This is a genomic window from Streptomyces sp. NPDC032822, assembly GCF_055578825.1.
Genome location: NZ_JBVIOL010000002.1, coordinates 290,261 through 313,377, shown reverse-complemented (window position 1 = coordinate 313,377; position 23,117 = coordinate 290,261). Strand labels below are relative to the sequence as shown.

Here is a 23,117-nt window from a genome sequence, read left to right as displayed (position 1 = left end):
GCGAAAGCGGACCATGAGATATCGCACCAGAGTGACGGCCCCGGCCACCGCCCTTCTCGGCACGGCCGTGGCCATGACCACGGGGACCCTGGCACACGCGGCCCCGAAGACGAACGGCACCCCGGGTCCCGAGACCCTCGGTGACCCCGTCTACCCGAGCCTCGGCAACGACGGATACCGCGTCTCCGCCTACCACCTCGACCTCGCCTACGACGCCACGACGCGGCTCGTCGACGCCGAGGTGACCCTGCGGATCCGCACCACCCAGGCGCTGACCCGCCTCTCCCTGGACGCGCTCGGCCTGGACATACGCGCCGTCCGCGTCGCGGGCCGCCCGGCCACGTACGAGCAGGTGGACGAGAAGCTGCGGATCACGCCGGCGAAGACCCTGCCGGCGAACGCGACCGTCACCGTCTGCGTGGAGTACGGCGCCGACCCGCGCCGGACACTCGCCCACACCGCCTGGGTCGCCACCCCGGACGGCTTCGCGGTGTGCCCCCAGCCGAAATCCGCGCACACCGTCTTCCCCTGCAACGACCACCCGGTCGACAAGGCCGACTTCACCTTCCGGATCACCGTCCCCGCCGGCCTGCGCGGTGTCGCGTCCGGCCACCTGGTCCGCACGGAGAGCCTGGACGGCGACCGCACCGCGTACACCTACCGCTCCCGCTCGCCGTTCGCCACCGAGCTGGTGCAGATCACGGTCGGCGACTACGTGATCAAGGACCGGCAGGGCCCGCACGGGCTGCCGCTGAGGGACGTGGTGCCGGTCGCGCGGGCCACCGCCCTGGAGCCCGCCCTCGCGCTCACCCCGAACCTGGTCGACTGGATCGAGCAGCGGCTCGGGGCGTACCCCTTCGAGACGTACGGGCTGCTGCCCTGCAACACCGACGACCCGAACGCCTTCGACTTCACCGGCCTGGAGACGCAGACCCTCACGCTCTACAAGCCGAACTACCTCCTCCAGGAGGAGTCGAAGATCGGCTCGCACATGATGCACGAGCTGGTCCACTCCTACTTCGGCAACAGCGTCAGCCCCGCCACCTGGGCCGACCTGTGGATCAACGAGGGCCACGCCGACTTCTACGGGCTGCTGTACCGCTACGAGCGCGGCTGGACCGACTCGCTGGGCCTCACCACGATGGAAGCCCGGATGAAGGACACGTACGCGCGCGGCGACCAGTGGCGCAAGTCCTCCGGGCCGGTCGCCGCGCCGAACGAGGCCAACCTCTTCGACAGCCAGCGCTACCTGGGCGGCGTCCTGGTCCTGTACGCCCTGCGGCAGGCCGTCGGCGAGGACGTCTTCCACGCGATCGAGCGGGCGTTCCTGCAGCGCTACCGGAACTCCTCCGCGTCCACGGAGGACTACATAGCCGTCGCCACGAAGGTCTCCGGCCAGGACCAGTCCGGCTTCCTGCGGGACTGGCTGTACGGCACGAAGACCCCGCGGATGCCCGGCCACCCGGACTGGACGGTCACGCCGGCGAGCGCCTCGCTCGTCGCGCCGCGCAACCGGACGGGCGGGCACCACCACGACAACTCGGCCACCCTGTAAGGGACGTGGAGGTCAGTCGAACCGGGCGGGGGCGACCTCGCCCGGTTCGAGTTCCGCGCCGCGCTGCTGCGGGATCACCACAGCGCCCTGCTGCAACGCCACGGTCCGGGCGGGCGCCGGGATGCGGATGCCCTCCGTGCGGTAGCGCCGGTGCAGCCGCTTGATGAACTCGTGCTTGATCCGGAACTGGTCGCTGAACTCGCCGACACCCAGGATGACCGTGAAGCCGATCCGGGAGTCGCCGAAGGTGTGGAAGCGGACCAGTGGTTCGTGGTCGGGGACGGCACCGGTGATATCGGTCATCACCTCGGCGACGACCTCGACGGTGACCCGCTCGACGTGCTCCAGATCGCTGTCGTACGCCACCCCGACCTGGACCAGGATGGTCAACTGCTGCTCGGGGCGCATGAAGTTGGTCATGTTCGTCCTGGCGAGTTCCCCGTTGGGGATGACGACCAGGTTGTTGGAGAGGGCGCGGACGGTGGTCTGCCGCCAGTTGATGTCCTCGACATAGCCCTCCTCGCCGCTGCTCAGCCGGATGTAGTCGCCGCGCTGAACGGTCTTGGAGGCCAGGATGTGGATACCGGCGAAGAGGTTGGCGAGGGTGTCCTGGAGGGCCAGGGCGACCGCGAGGCCGCCGACGCCGAGGGCGGTGAGCATCGGCGCTATCGAGATGCCCAGGGTCTGCAGCACCACCAGGAAGCCGATCGCCAGGACCAGGACCCGGGTGATGTTGACGAAGATCGTGGCCGACCCGGCGACCCCGGAGCGGGACTGGGTGACCGTCTGGATCAGGCCCGCGACGAACCGCGCCGCCGCCACCGTCACCACGAAGATCAGCAGCACGGTCAGGGTCTGGTTGACGGTGTGCTGGACCGCCGAGGTGAGCGGCAGGGCCGCCGCCGCGGAGGCCGCGCCACCGGTGATCGCGGCCCACGGGACGACCGCGCGCAGCGAGTCCACGATGACGTCGTCGCCGCTCCAGCGGGTGCGGTCGGCGTGCTTGCCCAGCCAGCGCAGCAGCATGCGCAGCAGGAAGGCCGCCAACAGGCCCGCGGCCAGGGCGATGCCGGCGATCACCAGGTCGTCCATGGTGAGATCCCGCTTCACCGGTCACCTCCGGAAAGAAGTCCTGCGGCGAAGGTCCTCGCCGACGGCCGGATGTGAAGTTGCGTCACGTTGCCACCTGTTCGATTCCGGGATGAGCGATCGCGCCGATCGTGAGGGTTCCGTGGTCGGCGCGATCGCTCATCCTGCCGTATCCGGTACGGGAGTTCGTACCGGGAGCGGCGCCGGATCGCGGGGTTTCGGACGATTCCCGAGGCTTCGGGATTCCTCGGGTCTTCTCGGCCTCAGACGATCCCTTCGGCCAACTCGGCCTGTTCCCGGTCGGAGTACGCGGCCGTGGTGGGCGTTCCGTACGAACGGCGGGCGACGAACCACCACACCGTGGCCAGGACCAGCACGACGGCGAGGGCGACGGACGCGTAGTTCATCGTGTCCACCGTCACCGGCGACGACTGCGGCAGGCAGAACAGGACCGTCACACAGGCCACCCACACCACGGCGACCCAGCCGATCGGCCTGCTCCACCGGCCCAGACTCCACGGACCCGGCTGAAAACGGTCGCCCGCGCGCAGTCGCAACAGCACGGGAATGGCGTACGCCGGGGTGATGCCGATGACGTTGATGGCCGTCACCGCGCCGTACGCCGTCGCCGAGTACAGGGACGGCACGGCGAGCAGACAGGCCACCGTCACCGACAGCCAGACCGCCGCGACCGGTGTCTGGGTGCGCTCGCTGACCTTGCGCCACAGGGCCGAGCCCGGCAGGGCCTTGTCCCGGCTGAACGCGAACACCATCCGGCTGGCCGCGGCCACCTCGGCGTTGCCGCAGAACAACTGGGCCACGATCACCACGAGCATCAGCGCGCTCGCGCCGTCCGTGCCCAGCCCGTCGAGGAGGATCTGCGCGGGCGGCACCCCGGTCTCGCTGGCCCGGGTGGCGTCGTAGTCCTGGATCGCGAAGGTGAGGCCGGCGAGCAGCACGAAGCCGGCGAGCCACGACACCCAGATCGAGCGCACGATGCCCTTCGCGGCCGACACCGACGCGTTGGACGTCTCCTCGGAGAGGTGCGCGGAGGCGTCGTAGCCGGAGAACGTGTACTGCGCGAGCAGCAGGCCGATCGCCGCCACATAGACGGGGTGGGACCAGCCGGTGTCGTTCACGAACTCGGTGAACACGAAGGACGGCGACTGGTGGTGGTCCGGGACGATCGCCAGCGCGCCGACGATGAGTGCGACGCCCGCCAGGTGCCACCACACGGATATCGAGTTGAGCACACTGACCAGCCGCACTCCGAACAGGTTCAGCACGGCGTGCAGCAGCAGGATCGCCATGAAGATCAGCATCGTCTTCTCCGGCGTCGGCTCGAAGCCCCACTGGAGGTTCAGGAACGCGCCGGTGAACAGGGCGGCTCCGTAGTCGATGCCGGCGATGGCGCCGAGCAGACCGAGCAGATTCAGCCAGCCGGTGTACCAGCCCCAGCGGCGCCCGCCGAGCCGGTCGGCCATGTAGTACAGGGCACCGGACGTCGGATAGGCGCTGGTGACCTCCGCCAGCGCGAGTCCCACGCACAGCACGAACAGGCCGACGCCCGCCCAGCCCCACAGCATCACGGCCGGCCCGCCGGCACCCATGCCGAAGCCGTACAGGGTCATGCAGCCGGACAGGATCGAGATCACCGAGAAGCTGATCGCGAAGTTGCCGAAGCCGCCCATGCGCCGGGCGAGCACGGGCCGGTAGCCGAGTTCGCGCAGCCGCTTCTCCTCGTCCTGCGGCGGGACTCCCGGAGACGTCGACGGACCTGGGCTGGGGGACATGCGGAAACCTCCGAAGGGAAGAAAAGGGACGGGACAGGACGGGGCGGGGCGGGCGCAGATCCTGGAGAGGCGTCAGACGCCGGGGTCGCGGGCCGCGGCCGACCGGCTGCGCGCGCGGGCCTGGAGGAAGATCTGTACGGCCTGTGCCTGGTCGCCCTGGTCCTCGGTGCGGCAGGTCCAGGGAACCGGCGTGTAGTAGGGGCCGATCGCCTCGAACACCCGGGTCGCTTCCTCGAACCGCAGGGCTCCCCACAGGCCGTGGGCCAGATGGTTGAGGTCGAGCGGGGTGTGCTCGACCGGCAGGGACCGTTCGAACCAGGCGTGCTGGGCCCGGTCCGTCTCCCGGATGGCGTCCTCGGCCACCCAGTGCAGGTCGAGGGCGGCGGAGCGCCCGCCGCCGCGCCGGTAGCGCTCGACGCGCACATAGAGCGGCAGGACGTGCAGCGCGGAGCCCGGCGGGGCGGTGTCGGCCACCCAGTGCGCGAAGCCGACCGCCTCCGGAACCCGGCCCGAGGTCGCCTGCGCGTACAGGAACTGCAGCATCCGGTGGTGGGCCTCGCGGTTGTACGGATCGCGCTTGTCGGCCTCGGTCAACAGGCCCCAGGGCCCGGGCGGCAGCATCGGCTCGGGCGGCGGCGCCCGGTGTTCCTCCCACAGCCGTCTGCGGTCCAGTTGGGCGAGCGCCAGCAGACACACCCAGGGCACCGGGTCCTGGGGGGCGGTGCGGGTCGCGGCGTCGCTCAGGTCCCAGGCCTCGATCCACAGTTCGTGGGTACGGCGGTGTCCCTCGCGGCGCGCCCGCAGTGCGCGTTCCACGGCGACCCGGGCGTTCATCACCGCCGCCGGCACACTGTCCGGCTCCTCGGCGAGCCAGGTCCGCACCACGTCGGTGCCGGCGGCGGCAGCGGCCAGGATCTGGGTGCGCTGCGTCCACTGCCACCAGGTCGCGGTCCGCTCCAGCAGGGTGCGCATCGACATCCAGCGCCCGGTCCGCACCTCCTGGAGAGCGGCGCGCAGTTCGGTGTCGTGACCTGCGGGGTCGTAGGCGGGTCGGGCTCCGTCTCTGGCCATCAGCCGTCCGCCCCGGTCAACGGGAACGAGTCGGACAAGACGGCAGGGTGGAGTAACAACAGCCCTCCTCGGGGCGGCGGTTGAGGAGATCGCGTTGGTCGGCGGTCACTATAGGGGCGTGCGTGGAGTGTCACCCGTGGTTCCTGAATCATTCCGAACACCTTGTCCGGAAAGGCGAATTGACTGGTCATCAGCCAGTCGACGCGGCGGTGTCGCCGCTGGTCGGCGGTGCTTGACGCGGCGCTGTCGACGGCGGCAGGCTGTCGGACTGTGATCACCTGAGGGACGTCGGGGACGTCGGGGAGGACGTGATGGCAGGTCCGGTGCTCGCCGTCGACCAGGGCACGTCCGGCACCAAGGCGCTGGTGGTCTGTCCCGAACGCGGGGTCATCGGGGCCGGGTTCGCGCCGGTACGGCCCCGTCATCTGCCCGGCGGACTGGTGGAGGTCGATCCGGCCGCGCTGTACGACTCGGTGGTCGAGGCCGGTACGCGCGCTCTCGCCGAGGCGCGGGAGCCCGTCGTCGCGCTGGGTCTGGCCAACCAGGGCGAGACCGTGCTCGCCTGGGACCCGGAGACGGGACGTCCGCTCACCGAGGCCCTCGTCTGGCAGGACCGGCGCGCCGAGAGCGTGTGCGCCGAACTCGCCGACCATGCCGAGGAGTTGCGGCAGCTGACCGGACTGCCTCTCGACCCCTACTTCGCCGCCCCCAAGATGGCCTGGATTCGACGGCACCGAACGGTCGAAGGGGTGGTCACCACCAGCGACGCCTGGCTGGTCCACCGGCTCACCGGCGCGTTCGTCACGGACGCCACCACCGCGGGACGTACCCAACTCCTCGACCTCGACAACGTGGCGTGGTCGCCGCGCGCACTGGACCTGTACGGACTGTCCGAGGAGCGGCTGCCAAAGGTCCTCGACAACGCGGGCCACGTGGCCACCACCAGCGCGTTCGGCCCGGAGATCCCGCTCACCGGACTCGTCGTCGACCAGCAGGCGGCCCTCCTCGCCCAGCGGATCACCGCACCCGGCGGCGCCAAGTGCACCTATGGCACCGGCGCGTTCCTGCTCGCCCACACCGGCGACACACCCCGCCGGGGCGACTCCGGACTGGTGAGCTGTGTCGCCCTGCGGCTCGGCGGCCGGACCGGCTACTGCCTGGACGGCCAGGTGTACACGGCCGCCTCCGCCGTCCGCTGGCTCACCGACCTCGGCGTCATCCGGGGCGCCGCCGACCTCGACGCCGTGGGCGGCGCGGTGCCCGACAGCGGCGGTGTCACCTTCGTCCCGGCCCTCGCCGGACTCGCCGCCCCCTGGTGGCGCGGCGATCTGCGCGGCTCGCTCACCGGACTGGGCCTGGACACCGGCCCCGGGCACCTGGTGCGCGCGCTCTGCGAGGGGCTGGCCGCGCAGGTGGTGCTCCTCGCGGAGGCCGCCGCGGCCGATCTCGGCGACCCCCTCGACGTCCTGCGCGTCGACGGCGGTCTGACTCGTTCCGCCCTGCTCATGCAGACCCAGGCCGACCTGCTGCAACGCCCCGTGGAGGTGTCCGCGCTGCCCGACGCGACCGCGCTCGGGGTGGGCGCGCTGGCGCGGCTCGGCGCCGAACCCGCACTGGCCGTGGCCGACGCGCTGCCGGCCTGGAAGCCGGCCGCCGTGTACGAGCCGCTGGTCTCGGCCGACGAGGCCGCGGAACGCCTCGGCCGCTTCAGGGCGGCCGTGACCGCGCTGCTGGCCGGGACACCGGGATGACGGGCACCGGGCGAGGGGTTCCGGGCGCCGATCGGCGCGTGCGGGTCACCGGCCAGGGGGTATCGGGCACCGGCCGGGGGATGCCGGGCATCATCGGTCAGGAGATGCCCGGCACCGGCCGAGAGGGGACGGTCACCGGCCGGGGGATATCGGTCACCGGTCGGGGGATGCCGGTCACCGGCCGAGAGACGCCCGGCACCGGCCGAGAGACGACGGTCACCACCAGGGGCCCGCTGCCCGCCGACCCGTACGACGTCGTGGTCGTCGGCGCCGGAGTCGTCGGCTGTGCGGTCGCCCGCGCGCTGGCCCGCCACCCCGGGCTGCGGGTCGCCCTCGTCGAGGCGCAGGACGACGTCGGCCAGGGCACCTCGAAGGCCAACACGGCGATCCTGCACACCGGTTTCGACGCGGTGCCCGGCTCCCTGGAGGCACGCCTCGTCCGTGCCGGCGCCCGGCTGCTGGCCGGGTACGCCGCCGAGTCCGGTATCCCCGTCGAACCCGTCGGCGCACTCCTCGTCGCCTGGGACGAGGAGCAACGCGCCGCCCTGCCCCGCCTCGCCGAGAAGGCCGAGCGCAACGACTACCGGGACGCCCGCCCGCTCGGTCCCGCCGCACTGTACGAGCGTGAACCCCACCTCGGCCCCGGCGCCCTCGGCGCGCTGCACGTGCCCGGCGAGAGCATCGTCTGTTCCTGGACGACGACCCTGGCGTACGCCACCCAGGCGGTCCGGCACGGAGTCGACCTGCACCTCAACTGCCGCGTGCGGCAGGTGAGTCCGACCGGCGAGGCGCACGTGCTGCACACCTCCCGGGGCCCGCTGCGGACCCGCTGGCTGGTCAACGCGGCCGGGCTGTACGCCGATCGGCTGGACCGCGCCCTCGGCCACGACGACTTCACCGTCACCCCGCGCCGCGGCCAGCTCCTCGTCTTCGACAAGCTCGCCCGCGACCTGGTCCGCCACATCCTGCTGCCCGTGCCCACGGCACTGGGCAAGGGTGTCCTGGTCGCCCCCACCGTCTACGGCAACGTCCTGCTCGGCCCCACCGCCGAGGACCTGGACGACCGACGGGCCACCGGCTCCACCGCCGAGGGCCTGGCCGTGCTGCGGGAGAAGGGCCGCCGGATCCTTCCCGACCTGCTCGACGAGGAGGTCACCACCGTCTACGCGGGGCTGCGCGCCGCCACCGAGGAGGACGACTACCGCGTCACGGCCCACCCGGGCGAGCGGTACGTCACCGTCGGCGGCATCCGCTCCACCGGCCTCACCGCGTCCCTGGCCCTCGCCGAACACGTGACGGCCCTGCTCGTGGAGGCCGGGCTGGAGCCGGGCCCGGCACGGGAGTTGGAGCCGGTCCGCATGCCCAACCTCGGCGAGGCCTTCCCACGCCCCCACCGACAGGCCGAACTCATCGCGGCCGACCCGGAGTACGGCACCCTCGTCTGCCACTGCGAGCGCGTCTCCCGCGGCGAGATCAGGGACGCCCTCGCCTCCACGATCCCACCGGCCGGCCTCGACGGACTGCGCCGCCGGACCCGCGCCCGGGCGGGCCGCTGCCAGGGGTTCTACTGCGGTGCCGCGGTGCGCGACCTGCTCGAAGGAGCCGGGGCGTGAGGGCACGCGAAGGAGCCGGGACATGAGGCAGGTCGACGTCCTGGTGGTGGGAGCGGGCCCCGCCGGACTCGCCACAGCGGCCCGCCTGGCCGCCTCCGGCACCGTCGGCACGGTGGAGGTACTGGACCGGGAGGAGCACGCCGGGGGAGTCCCCCGGCACTGCGCGCACGGCGGCTACGGCACCTGGCCGCACCCGCTCACCGGCCCGGAGTACGCCCGGCTCCTCGTCACCGCCGCCGAGGCCGCCGGAGCCGTCGTACGCACCGGGGTGACGGCCCTCGACTGGGACGGGCCGCTGGCGCTGCGCACGGTGGGGCCGCGCGGCCCGGAGACCGTCGGCGCCCGGGCCGTCGTCCTGGCCACCGGCGCCCGCGAACGGCCGCGCGCCGCACGGCTGGTGCCCGGCACCCGGCCCGCGGGCGTGTACACCACCGGGGAACTTCAGCAGGCCGTGCACCTGTACGGGCAGCACATCGGCACGCGGGCGCTGGTGGTGGGCGCGGAGGACGTCTCGTACCGGGCCGCCGGCACCGTACGGGCCGCCGGAGCCACGGTCGTCGCGATGCTCACCGACCTGCCCCGCCCGCAGACCGCGCCCGCCCGCGCCCTGGACGCCCGCCTCCGTCAGGGACTCCCGCTCCTCACAGGCACCACGGTCACCGAACTCCTCGGTCACGGACGCCTGTCGGGCGTGCGGGTGCGCCACCGTGACGGCCGGACGGCCGTACTGCCCTGCGACACCGTCGTGTTCACCGGCGACTTCGTGCCCGATCACGAACTGGCCCGGCGCGGCGGCCTGATCCTCGACACCGGCACCCGCGGCCCGGCCGTCGACGGCTCCCTGCGCACCTCGCGGCCCGGCGTCTTCGCCGTCGGCAGCGTGCTGCACGCCGTGGAGAGCGCGGCCACGGCGGCACGGGAGGGCGCGCACGCGGCCGGCACCGTCCTCAAGGCCCTCGCCGGGACCGAACGGCCGGACGGTGTGCCGCTGTTCGTGGCCCCGCCGCTGCGCTGGATCGCCCCGAACCTCGTCACCCCGTCCGACCGGCTGCCGTACGTCCTGCGCACGGCGGTCGCGCTGCCTTGCCCGGTGCTGCGGGTCGACCAGGACGGCCGGACCCTGCACCGGGAACGCCCGCGGACCGCCGTACCGAACCGCACACTGCGCCTGACCGCATGCTGGACCGGACGGGTGGACCCCAAGGGCGGTCCGGTGCGGGTGACCCTCACGGACCGCTGACCGTCGGCCCGGCGGGCCCGCTGTGTCAGATCACCTTCAGCCGGACCAGCGCGCCGAGCGTCAACGCCCCCGGCAGCAGCGGCAGCCACACCGTGATGATCCGGTAGGCGAGGACCACGGCCGTGGCCACGGCCACCGGGCTGCCCACCGCCACGAGGGCCACCACGAGCGCCGCCTCGACCGAGCCGATCCCGCCCGGCGTGGGGACCAGGGCGACCGCGACGGTCGCCGCGAGATAGGCGAGGGCGATGTGCGCGGCCGGTACCGGCAGACCGAGTGCCTGCCCCACCGCGGCGAGACCGGCCGCCTGCAACGCGGGGAAGGCCAGCGAGCCGCCCCACAGCGCGAGCGCCCGGGACGGCCGGGTGTGCACCGACCGTGCCTCGCCCAGCGCGGTGCGCAGGAAGGCGAACACGGGCGTACGCACCCGCCGTACGCCCGCCAGCACCCCCGCCGCCACGACCAGGACCGCCAGGGCGCCCAGCAACAGAGGGCCCGTCGCCCCGTCGGGCAGGAGCGTCCCGAGCCGCAGCGCGTCGGGGAAGACGACGAACAGCGCGGCCAGCAGACCGAGCCGGCCGATCGACTCCGCCAGCAGATACAGGGCGAGCGCGGCCGAGGAACGCGCCAGGGGCAGCCCGCACACCGTCATGAACCGCAGGTTGACCGCGCTCGCGCCGAGGCCCGTCGGCAGCAGGTGGTTGGCCGCGCCCGCCGCGAACTGGGTGGCCAGCAGCCGCCGTTTGGGCAGCGACTCGACCACGGCACCCTGCCGGGTGAGGGAGGCGGCGACCCAGGTCAGACAGGTGGCACCGACCGCGACCAGCAGCCAGGGCCATCGCGCGGCCCGCAGATGACCGAAGCCCTCGACGAGCACGGACCGGTGCTCCACCGCGACGACGGTGACGAGCAGGAGCGGGAGCAGGCACAGGATCTGCCGGAGCCGGCGGACCGGAAGACGACGAGGGAGCCGGGGAGACCCGGGGAGCCGGGGGAATTCTGCCGCTGTCACATCCGCAGAGGCTTCCCACCCCGCACCAACTGCGGGTTGCGGAAGCGCGGACACGGGATTGCGTACGGTCATCGGGTCCTTCGTGATCGGGTCCTTCACAAGGGTGGACGACGGAGACACCTTGACCTCAATCATGCTTGAGGTCCTACGGTCTCTCCCATGAGCATGGAGACCACAGCCTGGACCCAACTGCAGAGTGTCATGAACGCCGAACAGGAACGCCGGCCCCTGGCCCGCGCCACCCTGCGCCGTATCGGCGCCTTCGCGCGCCCCCACCGCCGCCGCATCGCCCGGTTCGTGGCGCTCGGCGTGGTGACCGCGCTGCTCGCGGTGGCGACACCGGTCCTCGCCGGACGGGTCGTGAACGCGATCGTGTCGGGCGGCGACGAGGGCACGGTCGTCCGCCTGGCCCTGCTCATCGCGCTCATCGCGGTCGCGGAAGCGGCCCTCGGCGTGCTCGGCCGACGGCTGTCGGCGACGCTCGGCGAGGGACTCATCCTCGATCTGCGGACGGCCGTGTTCGATCATGTCCAGCGCATGCCGGTCGCGTTCTTCACACGTACCCGTACGGGAGCGCTCGTCTCCCGACTCAACAACGACGTCATCGGCGCCCAACGCGCCTTCAGCAACACTCTGTCCGGAGTGGTCAGCAACCTGGTCACCCTCGTCCTCACCCTCGCCGTGATGCTCACCCTCTCCTGGCAGGTCACCCTGCTCGCGCTGGTGCTGCTCCCGGTGTTCGTGATCCCGGCCCGGCGCATGGGCCGGCGGATGGCCGGGATGCAGCGGGAGGCGGCGGCCCTGAACGCGGCGATGGGCACCCGGATGACCGAGCGCTTCTCCGCCCCGGGAGCCACCCTCGTCAAACTCTTCGGCCGCCCGGACCAGGAGTCCGAGGAGTTCGCGGCCCGGGCGCGCCGGGTGCGGGACATCGGCGTACGGACGGCCATGGCCCAGTCGGTCTTCATCACCGCCCTGACCCTGGTCTCCGCCCTCGCCCTGGCCCTGGTCTACGGCCTCGGCGGCCGGCTCGCCCTCCAGGGCAGCCTCGACCCGGGTGCCGTCGTGGCCCTCGCCCTGCTCCTGACCCGTCTGTACGCCCCGCTCACCGCACTCGCCGGCGCCCGCGTCGAGGTGATGAGCGCCCTGGTCAGCTTCGAGCGGGTCTTCGAGGTGCTGGATCTGAAGCCGCTGATCGAGGACGGGCCGGACGCCCGCGAGGTCCCCGAGGGGCCGGTCGCCGTCGAGTTCGACGACGTCCGCTTCGGCTACCCGTCCGCCGACAAGGTCTCCCTCGCCTCCCTGGAGGAGGTCGCCTCCCTCGACACCCGGGGCGGCGACGAGGTCCTGCACGGCGTCTCCTTCCGCGCCGAACCCGGACAGACGATCGCCCTCGTCGGCTCGTCCGGCGCCGGCAAGTCCACCGTCGCCCAACTCCTGCCGCGCCTCTACGACGTCGACGCGGGCGCCGTGCGGGTCGGCGGCGTCGACGTCCGCGAGCTGAGCGCCGCCTCGCTGCGCGCCACCCTCGGCATGGTCACCCAGGACGGCCACCTCTTCCACGACACCGTCCGCGCCAACCTCCTCCTCGCCCGGCCCGCCGCGACCGAGCCCGACCTGTGGGACGCCCTGCGCCGGGCCCGCCTCGACGCACTCGTACGCTCGCTGCCCGACGGCCTCGACACCGTGGTCGGCGAACGCGGCTACCGGCTCTCCGGCGGCGAACGCCAGCGCATGACCATCGCCCGCCTGCTGCTGGCCCGCCAACGGGTCGTCATCCTCGACGAGGCCACCGCGCACCTGGACAACACCTCCGAGGCGGCCGTGCAGGAGGCGCTCGCCGAAGCCCTGGCGGGCCGCACGGCGATCGTGATCGCCCACCGGCTGTCCACGATCCGCACCGCCGACCTCATCCTGGTCGTCGAGGCCGGCCGGATCGCGGAACGCGGCACCCATGAGGAACTGCTGGCCCTCGACGGCCGCTACGCCCAGCTGTACCGCACCCAGTTCGCCCACCGGGCGGACGCCGTCACGGAGATCGCGCCGGCGGACGAGGCGGCGGCATGAGGGGGACCACGGTCTGACACGGGGGCGCGGCCCTCGTACCAGTGGTGCACGCCGGGGGCCGGTCAGTACTGCGATCCGAGTAGCGGAGAGTGTCGGCAGGTGCACGACGACAGGACGGGTCCCGCCCGGAGAACCTGGGGCGGACAGTCGGCACCAGATCTGGAGACCTCCTGCCGTGGCAACTTTCCTGTACCGAGTGGGCCGTCTGGCCTTCCGGCGACGCTGGTACGTCGCCCTTGTCTGGGCGGCCGTCCTGGCCGCCGTGGGCCTGGGCGCCGTCAAGGCCCCGGCAGCCCCCGACGAGGGGTTCTCGATGCCGGGCATCGAGTCCCAGAAGGCGTTCGACCTGATGGAACAGCGCTTCCCCGGGGCCACGGCCGACGGTGCGACCGCCCGCGTCGTCTTCGTCGCGCCGAGCGGAGAGAAGGTCACCGCCGCCGGGAACAAGGCGGCCGTGGAGAAGGCCGTCGCCGCACTGGGCGACGGTTCGCAGGTCGCAGGCGCCGCCGACCCGTTCCGGGCGAAGGCGGTCAGCCGGGACGGCACGACGGCCTACGCGACCGTCACCTACAAGGTCGCGGCCCAGGACCTCACCGGCACAAGCAAGGCGCAGTTGGAGAAGACCCTCCACGAGGCCCGGGACTCCGGACTCACCGTCGAGGCCGGTGGCACCGCGATGAACGACGGCGGCGGCGCGGGCGGCGCGGCCGAGGTGATCGGCGTCGCCATCGCCGCCGTGGTCCTGCTGATCACCTTCGGTTCGCTCGCCGCGGCCGGACTGCCGCTGCTGACCGCCGTCATCGGCGTCGGCGTGAGCATGGCCACCATCTTGACCCTGGCCGACGCCCTCGGCCTGTCCACCACGACCGGCACCCTGGCGATGATGCTGGGCCTGGCGGTCGGCATCGACTACGCCCTGTTCGTGGTCTCCCGCTACCGCGAGGAGCGCGCCAAGGGCCGTACGCCCGAGGAGGCGGTCGGCCTCGCGGTCGGCACGGCCGGATCCGCGGTCGTGTTCGCGGGTCTGACCGTCGTCATCGCCCTGGCCGGCCTCGCGGTGGTCGGCATCCCGATGCTCACCAAGATGGGCCTGGCCGCGGCCGGCGCGGTCGTCGTCGCCGTCCTCGTCGCGCTGACCCTGGTCCCCGCGTTCCTCGGCTTCTGGCCCCACGCGGTCCTCACCCGCCGGGCCCGCAGGAGCCCTCGTGTCGAGGAGGCCGCCGAGACCAACGGGGGCACCCGCTGGGCGCGGTTCGTGCTCCGGCGCCCCGTGCCGGTGCTGCTGCTCGGCGTGGTGGGCCTCGGCGCCCTCGCGGTGCCCATGACCGACCTGCAGCTGGGCATGCCCGGTGACGAGGCGAAGCCGACGTCCACCACCGAACGCCGGGCCTACGACGCGCTCGCCGAGGGCTTCGGGCCGGGCTTCAACGGTCCGCTGACCGTCGTCGTGGACGCCAGGGGGGACGCCGACCCGAAGGGCGCCGCGGAGGCGGTCGCGCAGGAGATCGGCGCCACGATGGGTGTCGTGTCCGTCTCCCCGTCGCGGTTCAACGAGGCCGGTGACACCGCCGTCTTCTCGGTCGTGCCGTCCACCGCGCCGACCGACGAGAAGACCAAGAACCTGGTCACGACCATCCGCGGCGAACGTCCCGGGGTCGAGTCCGAGACCGGGGCGACCTTCGAGGTCACCGGCACCACCGCGCTGAACATCGACCTCTCCGAGAAGGTGCAGTCCGCGCTGGTGCCGTATCTCGTGGTCGTGGTCGGCCTGGCGATCGTGCTCCTGCTGATCGTCTTCCGGTCCCTGCTCGTACCGCTCAAGGCGGCGCTCGGCTTCCTGCTGTCGGTGCTGGCCTCCCTCGGCGTGGTCGTCCTGGTCTTCCAGCAGGGCCACGGCGCCGAACTCCTGGGTGTGGAACAGACCGGCCCGATCATGAGCCTGATGCCGATCTTCCTGGTGGGCATCGTCTTCGGCCTCGCCATGGACTACGAGGTGTTCCTCGTCTCCCGGATGCGGGAGGCGTACGTCCACGGGGAGGGCCCCGGCCAGGCGATCGTGTCCGGGTTCCGGCACAGTGCCCGCGTGGTCGTGGCCGCCGCGCTGATCATGATCGCGGTGTTCGCCGGGTTCATCGGCGAGAGTGAGTCCATGATCAAGATGATCGGGTTCGGGCTCGCCACCGCCGTCCTCTTCGACGCCTTCGTCGTCCGGATGGCGATCGTGCCCGCCGTGCTCGCCCTGCTCGGCCACAAGGCCTGGTGGCTGCCCGGCTGGCTGGACCGGCTGCTGCCGCGGGTCGACGTGGAGGGCGAGGCGCTCGGCCGCCTGCCCGGGGAGGATCCGGCCCCGGCCGACACGACCGACCTGGAAGTGGCGCGCACCTGACGACCACCTGACCCACCCCCGCAGGGGCCGCTCGTGGCGAACGACACGGGCGGCCCCGTCGGTCGTTCGCGCCACGAGCGTTCACGATGGACCCAGCACCACCGACCGGAGACCCTGATGAGCATCAGCCTGGAGCGCTACACGGGCCGCTTCGAGCAGTACGCGGACCGGCATCCCCTCGTGGTCGACCTGGTGGTGGTCCTGGCACTGATGGGCTGCGCCACGCTCGGCGGCTCGCTCACCATGCCCGGCGCCGACCCGCCCGACCAGGACAAGACCGCCACCCTCCTCATGGGGGTGTCCTGCCTCTCCCTGCTGAAGCACCGCAGGTACCCGCGCGCGGCCGTGACCGTGACCGCGGTCTGCACGGTGGTCACCATCGCGATGGGATATCTGCTCACCCCCCTCCTGCTGGCCCCCCTCATGGCGGCCCTGTACTGGCTGGCCTCACTCGCCGACCGGAAGACCACCCGCGTCTACGGCATCGCCACCATGGTGGCGATGATGATCGCGGCCGTGATCTCCGACTCCATGGAGCATCTCTCCCTGCTCCTGAGGACGATCGGCCCGTTCTTCTGGCTGCTGCTGCCCCTGGCCGCCGGCAACATGACCCGGCTGCGGCGCGCCTACCTGGAGTCGGTGCAGGCCCGCGCAGAACACGCCGAGCGCACCCGCGAGGAGGAGGCGCGGCTGCGCGTCACCGAGGAACGCATGCGCATCGCCCGCGAGCTGCACGACGTCGTCGCCCACCACCTGGCCCTGGCCAACGCCCAGGCGGGCACCGCCGCGCACCTGGCGCTCGTCCATCCCGAGCAGTCGCGGAAGATCCTCACCGACCTCACCGGCACCACGTCCTCCGCGCTGCGCGAGCTGAAGGCCACGCTGGGGCTGCTGCGCCGGAGCGACGAACCGGGCGCCCCGTCGCTGGAACCGGCCCCCGGCCTGGCCCTGCTGCCCGACCTGGTCTCGTCGTGCGCCTCCGCCGGGCTCACCGTGACGGTCACCACGGAGGGGGAGCCGCAACCGCTCTCGCCCGGCGTGGACCTGACGGCGTTCCGGATCGTGCAGGAGGCGCTGACCAACGTCACCAAGCACGCCGCCGCCGAGCACGCACACGTACGGCTCGCCTTCGTCCCCTCCCGGCTGCTGATCACGGTCACCAACGACGGCCCCACCGCCTCGCCCGCCCCCGCCGCGAAGGGCCGTGGGTTCGGCGTCGTCGGCATGCGGGAGAGGGCCCACTCCATCGGCGGCGAACTGTGCGCGGGCCCGCGCCCCGAAGGCGGCTTCGAGGTCACCACCGCGCTGCCGCTCCGGCCCGCCGCGGTCGTGCGGGCCGCGGGAGGCGCACACCTCCCGGTGGCCACGGGTGCCGGCGATGTCCCCCGAGCCACCGAAGCGGCCAGAGCCGTCGACGTCACCGAAGTCACCGAGGCCGCTGAGGTCACCGAAGGAGAAACGCCATGAGCACCAGGGTGCTGCTCGCCGACGACCAGGCCCTGCTGCGGGCCACCTTCCGGATCCTGATCGACTCCTGCGACGACATGGAGGTGGTCGGCGAGGCATCCGACGGCAAGGAGGCACTGGACCTGGCCCACCTCCACCACCCCGACGTGGTCCTCATGGACATCCGCATGCCGGGTATGGACGGCCTCGCCTCCACCACCGCCATCTGCGCCGACCCGCGCCTGGCCACCACCCGCGTCCTCATCCTGACCACCTTCGAGACCGAGGACTACGTGGCGCAGGCGCTGCGCGCCGGGGCCAGCGGCTTCCTCGGCAAGGACGTCACCGCGGACACCCTGCTGGCCGGGCTGCGCACCGTGGCCTCCGGCGAGGCCCTCCTCTCGCCCGGCGCCACCCGCTCCCTCATCACGCGCTTCCTCCTGAGCCCCACCCCCGGCGTGCCGCTGGCCCGCCCGGAACGCCTGGCCGAACTCACCGTCCGTGAGCGGGAGGTGATGGCCCTGGCCGCCGAGGGCAGATCCAACACGGAGATCGCCGAGGACCTCACCGTCAGCCCGCTGACGGTACGCACCCACGTCCACCGGGCGATGACCAAGCTGGGCGCCCGCGACCGTGCCCAACTGGTCGTCATGGCCTACCAGACGGGCCTGGTCCAGGCCGCTCCGCCGGCCTCTTGATCCGGGGATGCCCGGCCGCTCGCGTGGAGTTCGCCCGCGGTTCGCCGCGCGTACGCACACGCTTGCTTCCATCGCGGGATGGACGAACTGCTGTCAGGGATGCGCGTCGACCACTCCGACCACGACGATCCGGTACTGATCGCGCCGGACGGCAGCCCCGTGGACACCTGGCGGGAGAACTACCCCTACGACCGGCGCATGGAGCGCGGGGAGTACGACCTGCACAAACGGCTCCAGCAGATCGAGCTGCTGAAGCTGCAGAGCTGGATCAAGGAGACCGGCCGCCGCCTCGTCATCGTCTTCGAGGGCCGTGACGCGGCGGGCAAGGGCGGCACGATCAAGCGCTTCACCGAGCATCTCAACCCGCGCGGCGCCCGGGTGGTGGCCCTGGAGAAGCCGACCGAACGCGAGCGCGGGCAGTGGTACTTCCAGCGCTACGTCGAACACCTGCCGACCGCGGGCGAGATCGTGCTGTTCGACCGGTCCTGGTACAACCGGGCCGGCGTGGAGCGCGTCATGGACTTCTGCACGGACGACGAGTACCGCCGCTACATGCGCCAGGCACCCCTGTTCGAGCGCATGCTCGTGGACGACGGCGTCGACCTGGTCAAGTTCTGGTTCTCCGTCTCCCAGAGCGAGCAGCGCACCCGTTTCACGATCCGTCAGGTCGACCCCGTACGACAGTGGAAACTCAGCCCCATGGATCTGGCCTCGCTCGACCTCTGGGACGACTACACCGCCGCCAAGGTCGCCATGTTCCGGGAGACGGACACCGACCACGCGCCCTGGACCGTGGTGAAGAGCAACGACAAGAAGCGGGCCCGTGTGGAGGCCATGCGCAGTGTGCTGGCCCGCTTCGACTACGCGGACAAGGACGCGGAGGTCGTCGGCAGCCCCGATCCGCGGATCGTCGGCGCGGCGGCCGGCCTGTTGGAGGCGGGCGAGGACGACAGCGCGCACGCGCGGTGAGCCCCGCCCCGCCGCCGGCGGAAAAAGGGTTGGGCGGGGCGACGCCCGGGCTGGTACCTTCCGGGCGACCGTGACATCGCGCGAGGAGGTGGGACCCGTGAACGCCGTATCCAGGTGGGTGCTCCCCCTCTTCCTCGCGGTCGGGCCGACGGCATAGGTGTCGCCGGGAGCGCCTCGACAAGGCACTCCCGAAAGGCAACACCCCATGAATTCCGCACTCTTCACCACGGACACCTCGTCGAACGGTGTCCGCGAACGCGACTTCACCGTGGGCGAGGTCCCCGGCGTCCTCTGGTCGCCCGCGTCCGGCTCCGATCGCGCGCCCCTGGTCCTGATGGGCCACGGAGGCGGCACACACAAGAAGGCACCGGCGATGACCGGCCGCGCGCGACTCCTGGTCACCGGCTGCGGTTTCCATGTCGCCGCCATCGACGCGCCCGGGCACGGCGACCGGCCCCGCACGGCGTACGACGAGCGGGAGATCGCCGTCATGCGGCAGGCCATGGCGGCGGGCGAACCGGTCGGCGCGATCGTCGTCCGGTACAACGCGCACCTCGCGGAGCGTGCCGTACCGGAGTGGCAGGCGACTCTGGACGCCCTCCAGGAACTGCCGGAGATCGGCACCGAGGGACCCGTCGGCTACCTCGGCCTGACCCTGGGCACCGCGATCGGGGTGCCGCTGACGGCGATCGACCCCAGAATCACCGCCGCGGTCCTCGGCCTCCACTGGCCCGACGCCCTGGCCGCGTACGCGCGGCGGATCACCGTACCGATCGAGTACGCGCTCCAGTGGGACGACGAGCACATCCCCCGGGAGTCCGGCCTCGCGTTGTTCGACGCCTTCGCCTCCAAGGAGAAGACGTTGCACGTGAACGCGGGCACACACCAGGAACTGCCCAGGTTCGAGGCCGACAGCGCGGTCCGGTTCCTCGCCAGGCATCTCGGGGGACGGACGCGCCCGGTCTAGGGCTGGACGGGCATGCTCCAGCAGTTGGAGGCGGCCCGCTTGCCGGACAGCCGGTCCGTCAGCCAGTCGACGGCGGCGCCCTGGTCGGTCAGCAGCGGGGCGAAGTGGTTGATCAGCGCACTGCCGACACTGGGCAGGACGACGGCCTTGTACGTGACGTCGGCGCCCTTGCGGCACCAGTCCACGGCGAGATCGCGGGCCTGGCCGTGCGGGACCAGGTTGTCGCTGACACCCGTCGCCAGACGGACCGGCCCCGACGGCTTCAGCGTGCCGATGCGCTGGCTGTCCAGGAACGCCCGGAGCGCGGGGGTGGCGGCGATGATGTCGCTGACGGAGCGTCCGTCGGTGGTCCACCTGGTGCTCTTGGTGTAGGCGTAGCCGAAGAGGGCGTCGCCGACGCACATCGTCGACAGGTCGGTCAGGGCCGCCCTTCCGGCACTGTTCAGATGTGCCTCGGCGATGGGCTTCAGGGACGGGTCGGACTGGAGGAAGCCGTTGAGCGACCAGCCCAGCGCGCCCGCCAGTTCACTGCCGTCGATGGCCCGGGTGACCGAGGCCAGGTCGGCGGGCGGCGCACCCGCGTAGGTTCCGGCGAGGGTGATGTCGGGGGCGTAGGAGGCCTGGAGTTCGGCGGCGGCCGCGGTGGCCCCGCCGCCCTGGCTGTAGCCGAAGAGTCCCACCGGCGAGTCGGCTCTCACCGAGGTCCCGCGCAGGGAGCGGGCGGCGCGGACGGCGTCCAGCACGGCGTGGGCCTCGTCGACCCGGTTGACGTAGGTGTGCAGCCGGTCGGTCGCGCCCAGGCCGGCGTAGTCGGTGACGACCACGGCGGCGCCCTCGGCGAGGAGGCGGTAGATCGACAGGTCCTCGTAACCGACGGACACCGTCTGGCCGTTGAACGACAGCGGATGTTCCAGGCCCAGGGACGCGGCGCACTGGTCGCCCTGTCCCATGGTGCCGGGCGCCACCGCGACCAGGGGCCGTGGTCCGGCGCCCTTCCAGGCGGCGGTCGGTTCGATGTAGGCGCCGGTGACGGCGACCGGCTGTCCGTTCGAGTCGGTGGACTTGTACATGATCCGGGTCGCCTCGCCCGGCAGCGGCCCGTCGAGCGTGGGCAGGCTGAGGGCCAGCGGGAGGGGCTCGCTGCGGACGAGAGTGCCGTCGGCGGCGGGCAGGGTGGCGGGTGGGGTGTAGAACGCGGGGATGGTGACGCCCCGGGACACGACCTCGTCGGCCGCCGTGGCGGCTGTGGACGAGAGTGTCTGGGCGCCGAGGCAGGCGGCAGTGGTGACTGCCGCGGCCAGAAGCCTTCTGCGTGCGGGCATGACGAACCTCCTGCGAAGCGGCCGGCACAGAGGTGCTGAACTACGGCGGCACGGCGCGCACCCGCGTCCCACGGGCTTGCGCCTACCGATCGGTAGTGATGCGCCAGGACCTTACCCGCAAGTAAGTTACTCGTGGTAGCACTCGGGAGGTTACGGTTCAGTAATGTGGCTCCCCGTCCGGCTGAGGGGCCCGGTCGCCCGACCGCTCTGCAGGGGCGCCCCCGCCGAGCCGCTCTCGTCGTCGACACCTCGACGCCGGCCCGACCCAGGACCACGGCCACGGCCACGTCTCAGGCCACGGCTGTCCGGGACCACCCCGTACGAGGAGCCACGCCCCCCGAAGCCCTCGTACGGGGTGACCCGGGAGAGAAGGCGCGGCCTAGGGGACGAGCTTCCAGTCCTGCGAGCCGTCCGTGGCCGCGTTCTCCAGGGTCAGCGGGGCCCCGTCGGACGCGCCGGTCAGGTACAGGCTCGTGTTCTTGACCGACTGCAGTCGGTAGAACCCCCTGCCGGTCCTGATCAGGTTCCAGCTGCCGGTGGCGCTGTCGTCGACCCACTGGCCGATCCGCTGCCCGGCCGTCGCGTTGCCCGTCCAGACGGCCGCCGCCCGGCCGCCCGACTTGTTCAACAGGGTCTTGCCGCCGTTCGGCTCGGTCACCACGTGCCAGTACTGGGTGTCCGGGTTCGCCGCCGAGCCGGGCTCCTCCAGCACGACGTCGGGAACGTCGCCGTTACCGATGTTCGCGTCGTTGGTGTGGTTCCCGGTGCCGATCACCTGGGCGGTCCTCCGGTTGACCAACCGGTGGTAGGCGCCGTCCGATCGGCCGAGATCGACCTCGGCGTAGGCGATCGTCGACGTGCCCTGATTGTTGAGGATCGCGACGCGGCCGGTGCCGTCGACGTACTGCAGGTTGCGGCTGTAGCCGGCCGGCGAGGTCGTCTGGTACTCGGTCCACGTGCCGTCGCTGCGCCCGCTCGCGTTGACCCAGACGTTGCCGCTGCCGGCGGCGTTGTAGACCAGGCGCCCGTCGGGGAGCCGGACGATGACCGGACTGCCGCCTCCCGCGAGGGGACGGGAGCCGGCGGTGACGGGCAGGGAGGCGATGTCCGTGCCGGTGGCGGAGCCCCGGAAGAACTCCAGCGGGCTGTCGGCGACGACGTAACGGGTGTTGGCGCCGCCGGCCCAGTACTCGAACGGGAGCATCCACTTGCCGTCCGTGGTGCGGACGACGTTCGTCATGCCCGGCCGGCCGCCGCCGATCTCCGTCTTTCCGCCGCCCATGTTCTGGGTCAGCCCGGCGATGTCGACGACGGGGGCGCTCCACGGGGCGCCGCTGCCGTCCCAGGTCCGGTGGGCGAGGATCTGGCCCTGCGAGTCCGTGGCGGTGTCGTTGGCGGGATCCGGGGTCGGGACACCCGTGGTCGCGTTGAAGCCGGTGTAGTCGTTCTCGTCGGAGTAGTAGCAGACGAGCCGGCCCTTGTAGACCATCAGGTAGGGCTCCCAGAGGGGGTCCACCTGCCTGTTCGTGTTCGCGCCCGCGATGTTCTGCCCGGTGGCGCCCGCGCTGCCGCCCTGCCAGCCGCCGGTCGCGACGATGTTGAGGACCTTCCACGTCACGCCCTGGTCGGTGCTGGAGTACAGGGCGATGGCCAGGTTCGCGCGGTCGCCGTCGTTGGACGGCGTCCAGTTCGGGTCGGCGGCCTTGTGCTCCTTGTAGTAGTGGTCGTCGCCCGAGACGACACTCGCGAGGAGCAGGGTGCCCCGCTTCAGCTTCCCGACGTCCTGCGGCAGCGTGTACAGGTACGGGTTCGTCCAGTTGCTCGTGTACTTCGCGTACTTGGGGTTGGCGGAGAGATACGCGGGAGCCTTGACCTGGGACAGCGGCTGCCACGACGTACCGTGGTCGTCGCTCTTGTACACGGGGAGGGTCTGCCGGTCGGCGCTGCCCGTCGACGACACCACCGTGGACTTCTCGAACGACGCGACGAGGCGTCCGCTCGGCAGTTGCGCCGACTTCGGGTAGACCGCGCAGTTGGCGCGCCCCTTCAGACACGGTTCGTTGCCGAGCTGGTAGAGGATCCCGCCCGTCGGGTTGTACGCCCGCGCGCTGCCCAGGGGTATCGCCAGCATCGCGGAC

Annotated in this window: 16 protein-coding genes; 10 read left to right on the top strand and 6 right to left on the bottom strand. The window is 72.2% G+C overall.

Features of this window, described 5'->3' with window-relative positions:
• Positions 1-13 precede the first annotated feature (13 nt).
• On the top strand, positions 14-1,555 hold the full coding sequence (locus ACZ5VD_RS07100; protein WP_468681251.1) for a M1 family metallopeptidase: 1,542 nt from the start codon (positions 14-16) through the stop codon (positions 1,553-1,555).
• A 12-nt stretch (positions 1,556-1,567) separates the two neighbouring features.
• Here the strand turns inward: ACZ5VD_RS07100 and ACZ5VD_RS07095 are convergent, their stop codons facing one another.
• From ACZ5VD_RS07095 to ACZ5VD_RS07085, 3 genes are all read right to left on the bottom strand, one after another.
• Complete coding sequence (locus ACZ5VD_RS07095) at positions 1,568-2,647, bottom strand: mechanosensitive ion channel family protein (protein WP_468548766.1); 1,080 nt, start codon at positions 2,645-2,647, stop codon at positions 1,568-1,570.
• 260 nt (positions 2,648-2,907) lie between these two features.
• Entirely contained in the window at positions 2,908-4,437 is a 1,530-nt protein-coding gene (locus tag ACZ5VD_RS07090) for an amino acid permease (RefSeq protein ID WP_468548411.1), read from the bottom strand.
• A gap of 72 nt (positions 4,438-4,509) precedes the next feature.
• Complete coding sequence (locus tag ACZ5VD_RS07085) at positions 4,510-5,508, bottom strand: hypothetical protein (RefSeq protein ID WP_468548412.1); 999 nt, start codon at positions 5,506-5,508, stop codon at positions 4,510-4,512.
• Between the two features lie 311 nt (positions 5,509-5,819).
• On the opposite strand from ACZ5VD_RS07085, the gene ACZ5VD_RS07080 reads away from it, so the two are divergent.
• The 3 genes from ACZ5VD_RS07080 to ACZ5VD_RS07070 all read left to right on the top strand — a co-directional run bounded on the left by ACZ5VD_RS07080 (position 5,820) and on the right by ACZ5VD_RS07070 (position 10,112).
• Positions 5,820-7,259: an FGGY family carbohydrate kinase gene (locus ACZ5VD_RS07080; RefSeq protein ID WP_468681249.1), complete on the top strand. Its 1,440-nt coding sequence runs from the start codon at positions 5,820-5,822 to the stop codon at positions 7,257-7,259.
• A gap of 167 nt (positions 7,260-7,426) precedes the next feature.
• A complete protein-coding gene (locus ACZ5VD_RS07075) occupies positions 7,427-8,872 on the top strand; it encodes an FAD-dependent oxidoreductase (RefSeq protein ID WP_468681663.1) in 1,446 nt (481 codons plus the stop codon).
• Positions 8,873-8,894: 22 nt separating this feature from the next.
• On the top strand, positions 8,895-10,112 hold the full coding sequence (locus tag ACZ5VD_RS07070) for an NAD(P)/FAD-dependent oxidoreductase (RefSeq protein ID WP_468681247.1): 1,218 nt from the start codon (positions 8,895-8,897) through the stop codon (positions 10,110-10,112).
• A gap of 25 nt (positions 10,113-10,137) precedes the next feature.
• Here ACZ5VD_RS07070 and ACZ5VD_RS07065 read toward each other — a convergent pair whose 3' ends face one another.
• A complete protein-coding gene (locus ACZ5VD_RS07065; protein ID WP_468681245.1) occupies positions 10,138-11,124 on the bottom strand; it encodes a lysylphosphatidylglycerol synthase transmembrane domain-containing protein in 987 nt (328 codons plus the stop codon).
• A gap of 165 nt (positions 11,125-11,289) precedes the next feature.
• Here ACZ5VD_RS07065 and ACZ5VD_RS07060 point away from each other — a divergent pair, with 165 nt between their 5' ends.
• From ACZ5VD_RS07060 to ACZ5VD_RS07035, 6 genes are all read left to right on the top strand, one after another.
• Positions 11,290-13,191, top strand: coding sequence for an ABC transporter ATP-binding protein (locus ACZ5VD_RS07060; RefSeq protein ID WP_468548767.1), 1,902 nt, complete (start codon positions 11,290-11,292; stop codon positions 13,189-13,191).
• A gap of 175 nt (positions 13,192-13,366) precedes the next feature.
• Positions 13,367-15,577, top strand: a complete 2,211-nt coding sequence (locus ACZ5VD_RS07055) for an MMPL family transporter (protein WP_468681243.1) — start codon at positions 13,367-13,369, stop codon at positions 15,575-15,577.
• A 117-nt stretch (positions 15,578-15,694) separates the two neighbouring features.
• Positions 15,695-17,044 (top strand): sensor histidine kinase, encoded by a 1,350-nt coding sequence (locus ACZ5VD_RS07050; RefSeq protein WP_468548418.1) that lies wholly within the window; start codon positions 15,695-15,697, stop codon positions 17,042-17,044.
• Positions 17,041-17,721: a response regulator transcription factor gene (locus tag ACZ5VD_RS07045; protein ID WP_468548419.1), complete on the top strand. Its 681-nt coding sequence runs from the start codon at positions 17,041-17,043 to the stop codon at positions 17,719-17,721. The genes ACZ5VD_RS07050 and ACZ5VD_RS07045 overlap by 4 nt, the downstream gene beginning before the upstream one ends.
• A gap of 78 nt (positions 17,722-17,799) precedes the next feature.
• On the top strand, positions 17,800-18,690 hold the full coding sequence (gene ppk2 / locus ACZ5VD_RS07040) for a polyphosphate kinase 2 (RefSeq protein WP_468548420.1): 891 nt from the start codon (positions 17,800-17,802) through the stop codon (positions 18,688-18,690).
• 205 nt (positions 18,691-18,895) lie between these two features.
• On the top strand, positions 18,896-19,657 hold the full coding sequence (locus ACZ5VD_RS07035; protein ID WP_468548421.1) for an alpha/beta hydrolase family protein: 762 nt from the start codon (positions 18,896-18,898) through the stop codon (positions 19,655-19,657).
• On the opposite strand, the gene ACZ5VD_RS07030 is transcribed toward ACZ5VD_RS07035, so the two are convergent.
• Together ACZ5VD_RS07030 and ACZ5VD_RS07025 are read right to left on the bottom strand one after the other, a co-directional pair.
• A complete protein-coding gene (locus tag ACZ5VD_RS07030) occupies positions 19,654-20,979 on the bottom strand; it encodes a lipase family protein (protein ID WP_468548422.1) in 1,326 nt (441 codons plus the stop codon). The two genes, ACZ5VD_RS07035 and ACZ5VD_RS07030, sit on opposite strands and share 4 nt — an antisense overlap.
• Before the next feature lie 379 nt (positions 20,980-21,358).
• Complete coding sequence (locus tag ACZ5VD_RS07025; RefSeq protein ID WP_468681661.1) at positions 21,359-23,110, bottom strand: RICIN domain-containing protein; 1,752 nt, start codon at positions 23,108-23,110, stop codon at positions 21,359-21,361.
• Positions 23,111-23,117 lie beyond the last annotated feature (7 nt).

Coding starts and splice junctions, on each gene's coding strand:
- ACZ5VD_RS07100 (WP_468681251.1), top strand. CDS start 14: ATGAGATATCGCACCAGAGTGACGGCCCCGGCCACCGCCCTTCTCGGC.
- ACZ5VD_RS07095 (WP_468548766.1), bottom strand. CDS start 2,647: ATGGACGACCTGGTGATCGCCGGCATCGCCCTGGCCGCGGGCCTGTTG.
- ACZ5VD_RS07090 (WP_468548411.1), bottom strand. CDS start 4,437: ATGTCCCCCAGCCCAGGTCCGTCGACGTCTCCGGGAGTCCCGCCGCAG.
- ACZ5VD_RS07085 (WP_468548412.1), bottom strand. CDS start 5,508: ATGGCCAGAGACGGAGCCCGACCCGCCTACGACCCCGCAGGTCACGAC.
- ACZ5VD_RS07080 (WP_468681249.1), top strand. CDS start 5,820: ATGGCAGGTCCGGTGCTCGCCGTCGACCAGGGCACGTCCGGCACCAAG.
- ACZ5VD_RS07075 (WP_468681663.1), top strand. CDS start 7,427: ATGCCGGTCACCGGCCGAGAGACGCCCGGCACCGGCCGAGAGACGACG.
- ACZ5VD_RS07070 (WP_468681247.1), top strand. CDS start 8,895: ATGAGGCAGGTCGACGTCCTGGTGGTGGGAGCGGGCCCCGCCGGACTC.
- ACZ5VD_RS07060 (WP_468548767.1), top strand. CDS start 11,290: ATGGAGACCACAGCCTGGACCCAACTGCAGAGTGTCATGAACGCCGAA.
- ACZ5VD_RS07050 (WP_468548418.1), top strand. CDS start 15,695: ATGAGCATCAGCCTGGAGCGCTACACGGGCCGCTTCGAGCAGTACGCG.
- ACZ5VD_RS07045 (WP_468548419.1), top strand. CDS start 17,041: ATGAGCACCAGGGTGCTGCTCGCCGACGACCAGGCCCTGCTGCGGGCC.
- ppk2 (WP_468548420.1), top strand. CDS start 17,800: ATGGACGAACTGCTGTCAGGGATGCGCGTCGACCACTCCGACCACGAC.
- ACZ5VD_RS07035 (WP_468548421.1), top strand. CDS start 18,896: ATGAATTCCGCACTCTTCACCACGGACACCTCGTCGAACGGTGTCCGC.
- ACZ5VD_RS07030 (WP_468548422.1), bottom strand. CDS start 20,979: ATGCCCGCACGCAGAAGGCTTCTGGCCGCGGCAGTCACCACTGCCGCC.
- ACZ5VD_RS07025 (WP_468681661.1), bottom strand. CDS start 23,110: ATGCTGGCGATACCCCTGGGCAGCGCGCGGGCGTACAACCCGACGGGC.